This is a genomic window from Microbacterium oleivorans (assembly GCF_001644225.1).
Classification (GTDB): Bacteria; Actinomycetota; Actinomycetes; order Actinomycetales; family Microbacteriaceae; genus Microbacterium; species Microbacterium gawkjiense.
The window spans coordinates 81,795-94,020 of record NZ_LSTV01000005.1; the positions used below are offsets into that span (position 1 = coordinate 81,795).

Genomic DNA, 12,226 nt, shown 5'->3' on the forward strand with positions numbered 1-12,226 from the left:
GGAGTCGATCCGACCTGCACCGGGCACACCGTCCCGCCGCCCGTGAGGCAGACTCGAGGGATGACCTCGACGCTCCGGGACCGCATCCCCGTCGGGTCGACCCCCGACGCGGTGTACGAGGGTTTCCTCGAATGGACGCTTCAGCGCGGCATCGAGCTGTACCCCGCACAGGACGAGGCGGTCCTCGAACTCGCGTCCGGGTCGCACGTGATCCTCGCGACGCCGACCGGCACGGGCAAGTCGCTCGTCGCGGTCGCGGCACACGCGGCATCCCTCGCCCGCGGCGGCCGCACGTACTACACGGCTCCAATCAAAGCCCTCGTCAGCGAGAAGTTCTTCGCCCTCGTCGACATCTTCGGACCGGATGCCGTGGGCATGGTCACGGGCGATTCGTCGGTGAACCCCGACGCGCCGATCATCTGCTGCACGGCCGAGATCCTGGCGAACAGCGCGCTGCGCCTCGGCCCCGAGGCAGAGATCGACCAGGTCGTGATGGACGAGTTCCACTACTACGGCGATCCCGACCGGGGCTGGGCGTGGCAGGTGCCGCTGCTGCTCCTGCCGACGGCGCAGTTCCTGCTGATGTCGGCGACGCTCGGCGACGTGTCGGCGATCTCGGCCGACCTCGAACGGCGCACGGGTCGACCGGTCGCGCACATCGCCGGCGCGGAGCGCCCGGTGCCGCTCGACTTCTCGTACGCGCGCCGCCCCGTGCACGAGGTGCTCGAGGGGCTGCTCGAGAACGGCGAGGCGCCGGTCTACATCGTGCACTTCTCGCAGGCCGCCGCCCTCGAGCGCGCGCAGGCACTGTCGAGCGTGAAGATCACGACGCGCGAGCAGCGCGACGCGATCGCCGAGACGATCGGCGGCTTCCGCTTCACGACCGGGTTCGGCAAGACGCTGTCGCGGCTCGTCCGCGCGGGCATCGGGGTGCATCACGCCGGGATGCTGCCGCGCTACCGGCGGCTCGTCGAGACGCTCGCGCAGCGCGGGCTGCTCCGCGTCATCTGCGGCACCGACACGCTCGGTGTCGGCATCAACGTGCCGATCCGGACGGTGATGATCACGGCGCTGTCGAAGTATGACGGCACGAAGATGCGGCAGCTGTCGGCGCGCGAGTTCCATCAGATCGCCGGGCGCGCGGGGCGTGCGGGCTTCGACACCCACGGCAGCGTCGTCGTGATGGCGCCCGAGTGGGAGATCGAGAACGCCGTCGCGCTCGCGAAGGCGGGCGACGATGCGGCGAAGCGCAGGAAGATCGTGCGCAAGAAGGCGCCGACGGGGGTCGTCAACTGGGGCGAGGGGTCGTTCGAGCGTCTGGTGGCGGCCGAGCCCGAGCCGCTGTCGCCGCAGTTGAAGCTGACGTCGGCGATGCTCATCAACGTGATCGGCCGCGGCGGCGACGTGTTCACGAACGTGCGGTCGCTCGTCTTCGACAACCACGAGCCGCGCGCGCGGACCTACGAGCTGGCCCGCCGGGCGATCGCGTTGTTCCGGACCCTCGTGGCGGCGGACATCGTCGTGGCGGATGGCGACGGCATCCGTCTCACCGTCGATCTGCAGCCGAACTTCGCGCTCAACCAGCCGCTGTCGCCGTTCGCGCTCGCCGCGATCGACCTGCTGTCGCCGGACGACAGCGAGACCGGCAGCGGTCACTACGCGCTCGACGTGGTGAGCATCATCGAGGCGACGCTCGACGACCCGCGCGCGATCCTGTCGCAGCAGGAGTACAAGGCGCGCGGCGAGGCGGTCGCGGCGATGAAGCGCGACGGCATCGAGTACGACGAGCGCATGGAGCTGCTCGAGGCGGTGACGTGGCCGAAGCCGCTCGCGGAGCTGCTGGCGCAGGCGTACGAGACGTTCGCGTCGAGTCAGCCGTGGGTGCGGGACTTCGAGCTGTCGCCGAAGTCCGTCGTGCGCGACATGTTCGAGCGGGCGATGTCATTCGGCGAGTTCGTCTCGTTCTACCAACTGGGGCGCAGCGAGGGGCTGGTGCTGCGGTACCTGTCCGATGCGTACCGGGCGATCCGGCAGACGGTGCCGGCCGAGGCGCGCACCGACGAGCTGCTCGACCTGATCGAGTGGCTCGGCGAGCTGGTGCGACAGGTCGATTCGAGCCTCGTCGACGAGTGGAACGCACTGGCGAACCCGGCGGACGACCCCGAGGCTCCCGTCGTGCCGCCCGCGCCGCCGTCGGTGCTCACGAACCGGCGCGCGTTCGTCGTGCTGGTGCGCAACGAGATGTTCCGCCGGGTGCAGTTGGCCGCGCTGCAGGACGACGACGCGCTGGTCGAATTGGATCCGGATGCCGCCTGGCCCGACGTCCTCGACCGGTACTTCGACGATCACGACGAGATCCTCACCGGCGGGGCGGCCCGCAGCCCCGCGTTGTGCGTCATCGACGAGTCGTCGGCGTCCGACGGGGTGTGGCGGGTGGAGCAGATCATCGACGACCCGGCGGGCGACCACGATTGGCGGATCCGCGCGGAGGTCGACCTCGAGGCATCCGTCGAAGAGGGCGCTGCGGTCGTGCGGGTGACCGAGGTCGTGCGGCTCTAGAGCTCGCGGGTCCAATCCTCGCCGTCGCGTGTGCTCGCGCGACTACCCCCGTCGCGTCATAATCACGAGGGGGCGATGCCGCGCGATCGAGGGGACATCATGCGCGTACTCAGGAAGATCATGAACCGGCTGCGTGCTTCGGCGCGCGGGCACCATGGTGCCAAGCTGCAACCAGGCGTCACGATGAGGGGCGTCGGGACATACGACCTGCACCGAGGTGCGATCATCCGCAGACAGGCGCGAATCCACGTCGGGTCCGGTGCGCGGCTCACGGTCATGCGAGGAGCGGCCGTCGGCACGCGAAACACGATCAATGTCGAGGCCGGCCTCACTCTCCACGAGGGCGCCGAACTGTCGTGGGACGTCGAGATCATGGATACCGACTTCCACGACATCGAGTACGAGGACGGACGGCGCCATGTGCGGTCCGCGCCCATCAGCATCGGCCGGCACGTACTCGTCGGAGCCCGTGCCGTCATCCTGAAGGGCGTCACAATCGGTGATGGCGCGATCATCGCAGCCGGTGCCGTCGTGACCCGTGATGTCGAGCCGGGAGCGATCGTCGCGGGCAACCCCGCTCGGCCGGTGGGCCGCGCCGCGTCTTGGCGTTGACGTTTCTGTTGGTCGTTCGATGGCGATGAGGCCCGATGCGCTTGGCCGCGCGGAGGTCGACCTCGAGGCATCCGTCGAAGAAGGCGCTGCGGTCGTGCGGGTGACCGAGGTCGTGCGGCTCTAGAGCTCGCGGGTCCAATCCTCGCCGTCGCGTGTGAAGACGATGCGGGTGTGGCGGCGGTCGGGGGAGCCCTGCCAGAACTCGATGCGCTCGGGGACGAGGCGCCAGAGCACCCAGTCGCCGGGCGCGAGGAGCGCACCGGCCGGACTGCCGGCGATGTCGGCCGCGCTCTCGTCGGGTGCGGCCTCGCGCACGGCGCCGCGGACGCGCACGGCGCGCGTGACGGGCTGCCACCAGAAGCTCAGAGCGGCGGCGGGGTTCTCGGCGAGCTGCGCGCCTTTGGCCGACGAGCGCGGACCGGCGAACTGCCAGCCGTCCGCATCGACCCCCTTGAGGATGAGGGTGCGCGCGTCGGGGCGACCACCGGCATCCGCTGTGGCGAGGGTCATCGCGCGCGGTTCGGCGACTCCGGCGTGGGCGGCGTGGCGGATCCACGTCTCGAAAAAGGTGATGGGGTCGGCCGGGAGGTCCGAGGGGTTGAGCGGCGGCGGAGATCCGGTGAGGGACGGCTGGGCGCGGAGCCACCGGGTGAGCTCGTTCATGCTCCCATCCTGTCCGAGGTGTCACGATGTCGGTGCGGGCGGGCAGACTGACGTCGTGGCGACCTACCTGGCATTCCTGCGTGCGATCAACCTGGGGGCGAAGCGGGTGTTCCCGAAGGACGACATCCGGCGCGTCGTCGAGAGTGTCGGGTTCGAGGAGGTCGTCACCCACATCAACACGGGCAACGTCCGTTTCGAGTCGCGGATGCGCTCGCGTGAGCGGATCGAGCGCACGCTGGAGACCGCGTTCGCCGCGGATCGCGGGTTCGAGGTGCCGACCATCGTCTACGGGGCGAAGGAGTTCGCGGCGCTCGCTGCGGAGACGCGGCAGCTGGACGAGGAGAACCCCGGGCTCGCGCGTCATTACGTCTACCTGCTGAAGGACGAGTTGACGACCTCGCAGGTCGCCGACGTCGAGGCGAGAGCGTCCGACAAGGGTCGGATGGTCGTTCGCGGCAGGGCGGCGCACGCGTTGCTCGAGCCGGGGTATCAGGACGGCACCGTCGACCCACTCGGGGCGGCGTCGCGGCTGGGCGCCGCGACGAACCGGAACGCGAGTGTGGTCCTGGCTCTGGCCGAGAAGTGGTGCAGCGCGTGGATGCGGTGATTCGCGAGCCTCGGCTGACGGATGCCGAGACGATCGCCGCGTTGCACGTCACGACGTGGCGTGAGACGTATGGGCATCTGCTCCCCGACGATTTCTTCACTGGAGAGCTCCTGGACCGGCGGCGTCGCATGTGGACGCGGATCCTCACCGATTCGCGCCCGGAGCATGTCGTACGGGTGGCGGAGGCCGGCGGCGAGCTGATCGGTTTCGCGATGTCGGGCATCTCCGATGAGGGAATCCCGCAGCTGTACATGCTCTACGTCCTGGCGGCGCAGCACGGCGCGGGGATCGGGCAGAGGCTGTTCGACGGAGTGCTCCCGCCGGGTCCGGCGGTGCTGTGGGTCGCGAAAGAGAATCCTCGGGCCATCGCGTTCTACCGCCGCAACGGCTTCGCTTTCGACGGCGCCGAGCAGAGCGACTCGGGAACGGCGGGAATCGTGGAAGCGCGGATGGTGCGGTGAGAACGCGGGATTGCGATCAGTGCGCGATCGGCAGCACGAGTCTCGCTGCAGGAGCGGGGTCGGTGACGAGTCGCGCGTGGGTCTCGACGTCATAGCGAACCTCGCCGTAGCGGAGCTTCTCCCGCTCGATCCCCTCGGCGAGGAATCCCGCCGCCGTCGCCACTCGGCATGACGCAGGGTTGTTCACCCGATGTCCGAGATCGAGCCGGTACAGCCCGTTCGCGAAGGCCCACTCGCTCACCGCGATGAGCGCGCCCGCCGCGTAGCCCTTGCCGCGCGCAGCGGGTGCGAGCCAGTAGGACATCCACGCCGTCTCGTGCCGGAACTCGATCGCAGCCGCTCCGACGTTGCCGTCCTCGACGACGGCCCAGTTCTTCACGTACTCGTCGAAGCGTAGGGATCGGTCGATGAACGCCTCAGCAGCTGCCCGGCTCGGCAGGTCGACGCCTCCGAACTGCGTCGCCAGATCAGAGGCGCTGCGTGATGCCTCGCTCAGCGCGGAGGCATCACCGGTATCCCACGGGCGAAGCGTGACACTCACGCCCCAATCCTGCCTCAGCCGTCGGGTCGCAACCCGACTCGGCCTTCGGCGACACCGCCTAGAACGGTGGCGGTCCGGGTGGGTCGACGGTGAAGGTCGGGATGCGGCGTTCGGGGTGGACGAGGTAGACCCGCCCGGCGGGTGAGGTCCATTCGAGCGCGCCGCCGGGTCTGGCTCTGACCTGCCAGTCGGATTGGTGTTTGAGGGTGTGATGCCCGCGGCACAGTGGCGCGAGGTTGTCGGAGGCGGTGTCTCCGCCGTGGTGCCAGTCGATCGTGTGGTCGAGGTCGCACCTGTCCGCGGGGATGCCGCATCCGGGTGCCATGCACCGGGCTGCCCGCCAGGTGACGAGCCGGCGGAGGTCGGCGGGTGGCCGGTACTGCTCCCGTCCGACGGAGAGGACGACGCCGGTCTCGGGGTGGGTGAGCACCCGCATCCACCCCGATGCCGCCCCGCACAGTTCCCGGGCACGGTCGAGGGGGATCGGGCCGACGCCGTCGACCTGCGCGGCCAGGCCGTCACCGGTGAGGAGGGTCAGGGCGGGAACGGTGATCGCGACGGTGGGACGGATCCCACGCGCGTTCTCTGGCAGCGCGTCGGTTTCGCCGTCGAGGAGCAGATCCCCGAACACATCGGCCAGCTTCTGATCCAGGGTGCGCTCGTCGTCGGCGGAGTCGAGGGTTTTCGCGATCGCGGTGAGACGTCCGGCGATCGCGTGCGCTTCGACTGCGGGCAGGTGCGCGGTCAGCCACGCCATCCCATCCACGCCCGCATCGACACGCACGTGCCGGTGCGCGAGAGCGGCGGTGTGCTGTTCGGCGAGGCTGGCTTCCTGCTCCCGGTCGACGATGCGTTTCATCGCGCGCCGGAACGGCCCAGTCGGCAACTCCTCCGCGAGGCTCAGCACCTCGTGGACGAGTCCGGTGGTCACGGTCTCGACCTGGTCGAGCCCGTCGACGATGATCGTCGCGTGGGTGTCGGTGATGTCCGCGCGGCTCATCGCCTCCCACACCTGCGGGTACCGACGCAGCAGCGCGTGCCCGACACCCATCAACCGTCCCGCGGCGTGCTCGGTGATGCGCAACGCGGCGGCGACCTCGAGCCGCACCGACCGTTCCACGAACGCGACCGGTTCCTCCCGGCGGCGNNAGCACCACCCAGTCCAGCGTCGACGGGATCCCCTCCGGGACCTCATCGCGTCGATCGGCTGAACTGGACATAGTCCCAGACTAGGAGGGAGTTCCGACATCGCTTTCGGCTGCCGCCCGGCATCCGTCCCGCCGTTCGTCGAGGCGTCGCAGATGGTCACCTTTGATGCCGCCGGCCGACCATCTGAGACGCCTCGGCGCAGCACCCGCCGGCCTCACGCCCCGCCGAGCACCCGCGTCCACGCGACCTCTCGCGTGATCTGCCCGGTCGCGACGAACGCCCGCACCTGATGCGTGTCGGCCAGGACGCGCGCGAGCTCCGACAGGTCCGCAGCGACGAAGCCCAGCGACTGCCAGAACGCGCCCGACCGGCGGCTGAACAGCCACGCCGTCGTCGCCCGCTCGTCCGCAGCGCGTTCGAGCGCGAAACCGGCCATTTCCCTCCCGCGCCCGCGGGTGCGCGACGCCGACGCGACGGCGACGCTCCGGATCAGCGCGTGCGTGCCGTCGCCGCTCAACTCGTACCCGGTGCTCCCGACGATCCGCCCCGACTCGTCGCGCTCGACCCACAGCCGGGTCGACGGCGCGTCGAGTCCCGTGACGGTCAGGTCGACCTCGCGCAGGAAGGCCTCGACCTCACCGGCATCCGCCGCCGTGCACCTGATCAGTTCCATGACCGCCCCTCCTCCCCATCTCGCACCCTTCACGCCGAGACTGCACGCGCGCGTCGAGACGACGTTCGCGCGCCGCATCCTCGTCGCGCCGGTGCAGTCTCGCGGAACGTGCCGCCCCTCCTCCCCATCCTCGCAAGGGCGCGGGCGTCGTCCACATCCGCAGACCGTGTCGGATGCCGCGGCTAGGGTTGACCGGGTGAGTGACGGCGGATGGCAGAACGACCCCTACGCCGATCTCGTGTGGGATCCCGACGACGTTCCGCCGCCGGACGACTTCGACTCGCCGCCTCCGCCTGACCCGCGATTCGACGACTACGCCGCGTCCGTCGCCCGCGGGACGCGCGCCGAACCGGCACGCCCCCAGCCCGCGCGAACCCAGCCCGCACGCCCGGCCGCACCCCCGGCATCCGTCCTGCGTCTCGAGCGGCGTGACCACGTCGGCGACGATCCGGTCAAGGTCCTCACCGAGGTCTTCGGCTACACGGCGTTCCGCGGCGACCAGGGCGACATCGTCTCGCACGTCATCGCGGGGGGCGACGCGGTCGTCCTCATGCCGACCGGCGGCGGCAAGTCGATCACCTACCAGGTGCCCGCGCTCGTCCGCCCCGGCACGGGACTCGTCGTCAGCCCGCTGATCGCGCTCATGCACGACCAGGTCGACGCGCTCATCGCCAACGGCGTGCGCGCCGCGTTCCTGAACTCCACCCAGACCCCGGCCGAGCGCGCGGGCGTCGAGCAGGCGCTCCTCGACGGCGAACTCGACCTCATCTACGTCGCACCCGAGCGGCTGTCGGTCCCCGCGACGACCGCGCTCCTGCAGCGCGCGCAGCTCAGCGTCATCGCGATCGACGAGGCCCACTGCGTGTCGCAGTGGGGCCACGACTTCCGCCCCGACTACCTCGCGCTCGGCGACCTGGCCGAGCGGTTCCCCGGCGTTCCGCGCATGGCGCTCACCGCGACCGCGACCCGCGCGACGCACACCGAGCTCACCGAGCGACTGCACCTGCAGGGCGCACGGCATTTCGTCGCGAGCTTCGACCGCCCGAACATCCAGTACCGCATCGAGCCCAAGGTCGACATGCGTCGCCAGCTCGTGCAGTTCGTGCGCTCGCAGCCCGAGGGCGCCGCCGGCATCGTCTACGCGCTCAGCCGCAAGTCGGTCGAGCAGACGGCCGAGTACCTGCGCACGCAGGGCGTCGACGCCCTCGCGTACCACGCAGGATTGGATGCCTCGATCCGCGCCCGGCACCAGTCGCGGTTCCTGCGCGAAGACGGCGTCGTCATGGTCGCCACGATCGCGTTCGGGATGGGCATCGACAAGCCCGACGTCCGCTTCGTCGCCCACATCGATCTGCCGAAGTCCGTCGAGGGCTACTACCAGGAGACCGGCCGCGCCGGCCGCGACGGCGAGCCCGCGGTCGCGTGGATGGCGTACGGCCTCGGCGACGTCGTGCAGCAGCGCCGTCTCATCGACCAGTCGCCCGGCGACCGCACCTACAAGATGCGCATGGGTCAGCACCTCGACGCGATGCTCGCCCTCTGCGAGACGGTCTCGTGCCGGCGCCAGAACCTGCTCGGTTACTTCGGCCAGTCATCGGATGCCTGTGGCAACTGCGACACCTGCCTCACCCAGCCCGATACGTGGGACGGCCTCATCGCGGCGCAGAAGCTCCTGTCGACGATCATCCGCCTGCAGCGGGAGCGCAACCAGGCGTTCGGCGCCGGGCACCTCATCGACATCCTCCGCGGCGCCTCGACCGAGCGCATCCGCCAGCAGGGCCACGACAAGCTCTCGACGTACGGGATCGGGGACGATCTGTCCGAGCAGGACTGGCGCTCCGTCGTCCGCCAGCTGCTGGCCCGCGGCATCCTCGTCGCGCAGGGTGAGTACGGGGTGCTGACGGTCGGCGAGACGGGGGCCGCCGTGCTGCGCGGTGAGGAGCCGGTGCCGTTGCGGCGCGACGTCCTCGGCCGCACCGGTGGGGGAGGGACCCGCGCGAAGAAGTCGTCGACGGCCGACTCGTTGCCCGAGGGCGACCGCGACCTGTTCGAGGCGCTCCGGGCATGGCGGGCCGAGCAGGCCCGCGAGCAGGGCGTCCCCGCGTACATCGTGTTCGGCGACGCGACGCTCCGCGCCCTCGCCGAACACCGCCCGCGCTCGGTCGGCGACCTCGACGGCATCACCGGCATCGGCGCCAAGAAGCGCGAGGCCTACGGCGAGGCCGTCGTCGCCGTCATCGCCGCGAACGCCTGAGCCGCGAACGCCTGATCAGCCGTCGCGGAGGGCGCGCGTCATCCGCGTCAGCAACTCGAACGCCTGGCGACGCTCCGGCGCGGACAGCTCGGCGAGCATCCGGTCCTCGACCGTCTTGACCGCGGCACTCGCCTGCGCGCGCTGCCGCCGCCCGGCATCCGTCAACGTCACCGGCAGCGCCCGCCCCTCGGACGCGGTCGTCGCGCGGGTCACCCAGCCTTCGCGCTCGAGGGACTGCAGCAGCACGTTCATGCTCTGCCGCGTGACGAAGGCTCCCCGTGCGAGCGCGGAGTTCGAGAGACCGGGTCGCTGCGCCAGCAGCTCCAGGCAGGAGTACGACGTGACGGTCATCCCGAGCGGCCGAAGCACGTCCTCCATCGCGATCCGCAGCGCGCTCGAGGCCTCCTTGAGCAGATAGCCGAGCGATGTGGGGAGGTCGATCTCTTCCAACTGGACCATGTCAGAAGTCTGACATACAGTGATCGGTGTCAGAAAACTGACACAAAGAAAGGATGCCTCATGCCCACCATCGGACCCGATTTCGTCTCCCTGCAGGTCACCGACCTCGACGCCTCCCAGCGGTTCTACGAGCAGTACCTCGGACTCGTGCGCTCACCCGCCGGACCCCCGCACGCAGTGGTGTTCGACACCGCCCCGATCGCCTTCGCCCTCCGCGACCTCGTGCCCGGAACCGACCTTGCGGCGACCGACCATCCCGGAGTCGGAGCTGCCATCTGGATGCGAGCCACCGACGTGCAGGCGATCCACGACACCCTCGTCGCCGACGGCCACACGATCGTCGCCGCGCCGATCGACGGCCCGTTCGGCCGCACGTTCACCTTCGCCGACCCGGACGGCTACCGAATCACCCTCCACGACAAGGCGTGATCCTCATGTGACGTAACACTCTTACCTCCCGTGACCACGCGGCGTGCGGCCGCGGAGCGGGCGTGCTCGGATGAGGCCTGCACCCGTCCTCATCCGTCCTGGAGTCCTCATGACCCGTCCCTTCCGCGCCACCCTCGCCGCCGCAGTCGGCGCCGCGCTCGTCGCGGCGCTCGCCGGCTGCGCCGGCGCCGCCACCGCACCCACCTCTAACGCCGGAGCGGGCGAACCGCAGACCGGTGGCACCCTGACCTACCTCGAACCGCAGACCTGGAACACCCTGTACCCGGGGTCGGGCGGTTTCTACCCGAACGGCGGTGTCATCAACAACATCACCGACCGCCTGCTCTACCAGGATCCCGAGACCCTCGAGCTCGAGCCGTGGATCGCCGCCGAGCTGCCCGAGGTGAACGCGGATGCCACCGAGTACACGTTCACGCTCCGCGATGACGTCACCTACTCCGACGGCACGCCGCTCGATGCCGAGAACGTCGCGAAGAACTTCGACCTGCTCGGCCTGGGCGACCCCGACCGGAAGTTCACCGTCTCGGAGCAGGTGACCAACTACGAGAGCAGCGAGGTCCTCGACGAGCACACGGTGCGCTTTCACTTCAGCGCACCCGCACCCGGTTTCGCGCAGGCGACCTCGGCGATCAACGCCGGCCTGCTCTCCGACGAGACGCTCGACCGCACGAGCGAGGAGTTCGGCCCGGGCAACGCGACAGAGATCATCGGCAGCGGCCCCTTCGTCGTCGCGTCCGAGGAGATCGGCACGAAGATCAGCCTGACGGCGCGCGAGGACTACGACTGGGCACCCCCCTCCCTCGAGCACCAGGGACGCGCCTACCTCGATGGCATCGACTACGTCGTGGCCGCCGAGGACAGCGTGCGGGTCGGCACCGTCGTCTCGCGTCAGGCGCACATCGCCCGCGGCATCGAAGCGCCCGACGAGGCGCAGTTCTCCGCCGACGGCCTGCACCTGCTCGCCTCGGCGACGAACGGCGTCAACAACGGGCTGAGCTTCCGCCTGCGCGACCCGATCACCTCCGAGCTCGCCGTGCGCCAGGCGCTCATCGCCGGCATCGATCGTCAGGCGATCGTCGACACCCTCTTCAGCGACAGCTACCCCCTCGCCACCGGCGCCCTCGCGACCACGGCGCGCGGGTACACCGACACGTCGGAGTTCTACGTGTACGACCCCGACCAGGCGACGAAGCTCCTCGACGACGCGGGCTGGGTACCCGGCTCCGACGGGATCCGCGAGAAGGACGGCACCCGCCTCTCCCTCACGGTCAACGAGGCGCTGCCGCAGCCGCGCTCCCGCGAGGTGATCACCCTCATCCAGGACCAGCTCAAGGACATCGGCGTCGAGATCACCCTGCTTCCCGGTGACCAGGCGGCGCAGGATGCCGCGCGCGGAGTCCCCGGCGAGCTGCAGGTGTACCACTCCATGGTCGGCCGCGCGGACTACGACGTCCTGAAGTCGCAGTACTACTCCGGCAACCGCAACGCGCTGCTGAACGGGTACCCCGACGGAACCGTCGCCGACGAGGAGCTCGACGCGCTGCTGCTGGCGATCGCTTCGAGCCCCACCGAGGAGGGCCGCCAGGAGGCATCCGCCGCGGCCCAGCAGCGCCTCGCCGAGCAGGCCTACATCCTCCCCTTCTTCGAGGAACCGCAGGTCTACGGCTACGTCGACGCCGTCCACGGCTTCGCGACCGAGTCGATCGGTCGCCCGTCGTTCTACAACACCTGGCTCGCCCAGTAAGAAGTACGACCGACCCGGATGCGGGGAGGCGACCCCTCCCCGCATCCATCCCGT

The 12,226-nt window shown here is 70.1% G+C and carries 11 protein-coding genes and 1 pseudogene; 7 read left to right on the plus strand and 5 right to left on the minus strand.

Annotated features, from left to right (window positions below; translation table 11 throughout):
- The first annotated feature begins 60 nt into the window (after nt 1-60).
- Both AYL44_RS12055 and AYL44_RS14905 read left to right on the plus strand, forming a co-directional pair.
- Nucleotides 61-2,559 (plus strand): DEAD/DEAH box helicase, encoded by a 2,499-nt coding sequence (locus AYL44_RS12055; protein WP_064003546.1) that lies wholly within the window; start codon nt 61-63, stop codon nt 2,557-2,559.
- 429 nt (nt 2,560-2,988) lie between these two features.
- A pseudogene (locus tag AYL44_RS14905) lies at nt 2,989-3,171 on the plus strand (acyltransferase); the annotation flags it as partial.
- Nucleotides 3,172-3,291: 120 nt separating this feature from the next.
- On the opposite strand, the gene AYL44_RS12065 reads toward AYL44_RS14905, so the two are convergent.
- Complete coding sequence (locus tag AYL44_RS12065; RefSeq protein WP_064003548.1) at nt 3,292-3,834, minus strand: pyridoxine/pyridoxamine 5'-phosphate oxidase; 543 nt, start codon at nt 3,832-3,834, stop codon at nt 3,292-3,294.
- Nucleotides 3,835-3,889: 55 nt separating this feature from the next.
- Between AYL44_RS12065 and AYL44_RS12070 the strand changes: the two genes are divergently transcribed.
- Both AYL44_RS12070 and AYL44_RS12075 read left to right on the plus strand, forming a co-directional pair.
- Entirely contained in the window at nt 3,890-4,441 is a 552-nt protein-coding gene (locus tag AYL44_RS12070; RefSeq protein ID WP_064003549.1) for a DUF1697 domain-containing protein, read from the plus strand.
- Complete coding sequence (locus AYL44_RS12075; protein ID WP_231872797.1) at nt 4,438-4,902, plus strand: GNAT family N-acetyltransferase; 465 nt, start codon at nt 4,438-4,440, stop codon at nt 4,900-4,902. The genes AYL44_RS12070 and AYL44_RS12075 overlap by 4 nt, the downstream gene beginning before the upstream one ends.
- Before the next feature lie 16 nt (nt 4,903-4,918).
- Here AYL44_RS12075 and AYL44_RS12080 read toward each other — a convergent pair whose 3' ends face one another.
- From AYL44_RS12080 to AYL44_RS12090, 3 genes are all read right to left on the minus strand, one after another.
- The gene (locus tag AYL44_RS12080; protein WP_064003551.1) at nt 4,919-5,443 is read right to left on the minus strand and encodes a GNAT family N-acetyltransferase; all 525 of its coding nucleotides are present in this window, start codon (nt 5,441-5,443) and stop codon (nt 4,919-4,921) included.
- Nucleotides 5,444-5,501: 58 nt separating this feature from the next.
- Entirely contained in the window at nt 5,502-6,692 is a 1,191-nt protein-coding gene (locus AYL44_RS12085) for an HNH endonuclease signature motif containing protein (protein ID WP_331709490.1), read from the minus strand.
- Nucleotides 6,693-6,806: 114 nt separating this feature from the next.
- Nucleotides 6,807-7,265 carry a GNAT family N-acetyltransferase gene (locus AYL44_RS12090; RefSeq protein ID WP_064003552.1) on the minus strand — a complete coding sequence of 153 codons (459 nt, stop codon included), beginning with the start codon at nt 7,263-7,265 and terminating at the stop codon, nt 6,807-6,809.
- A gap of 196 nt (nt 7,266-7,461) precedes the next feature.
- Here AYL44_RS12090 and recQ point away from each other — a divergent pair, with 196 nt between their 5' ends.
- On the plus strand, nt 7,462-9,519 hold the full coding sequence (recQ, locus tag AYL44_RS12095; RefSeq protein WP_157532670.1) for a DNA helicase RecQ: 2,058 nt from the start codon (nt 7,462-7,464) through the stop codon (nt 9,517-9,519).
- A 15-nt stretch (nt 9,520-9,534) separates the two neighbouring features.
- Here the strand turns inward: recQ and AYL44_RS12100 are convergent, their stop codons facing one another.
- A complete protein-coding gene (locus tag AYL44_RS12100; protein ID WP_064003553.1) occupies nt 9,535-9,978 on the minus strand; it encodes a MarR family winged helix-turn-helix transcriptional regulator in 444 nt (147 codons plus the stop codon).
- Nucleotides 9,979-10,038: 60 nt separating this feature from the next.
- On the opposite strand from AYL44_RS12100, the gene AYL44_RS12105 reads away from it, so the two are divergent.
- Together AYL44_RS12105 and AYL44_RS12110 are read left to right on the plus strand one after the other, a co-directional pair.
- Nucleotides 10,039-10,407, plus strand: a complete 369-nt coding sequence (locus AYL44_RS12105) for a VOC family protein (protein WP_064003554.1) — start codon at nt 10,039-10,041, stop codon at nt 10,405-10,407.
- Nucleotides 10,408-10,516: 109 nt separating this feature from the next.
- A complete protein-coding gene (locus AYL44_RS12110; protein ID WP_064003555.1) occupies nt 10,517-12,172 on the plus strand; it encodes a TIGR04028 family ABC transporter substrate-binding protein in 1,656 nt (551 codons plus the stop codon).
- The last annotated feature ends 54 nt before the right edge of the window (nt 12,173-12,226 follow it).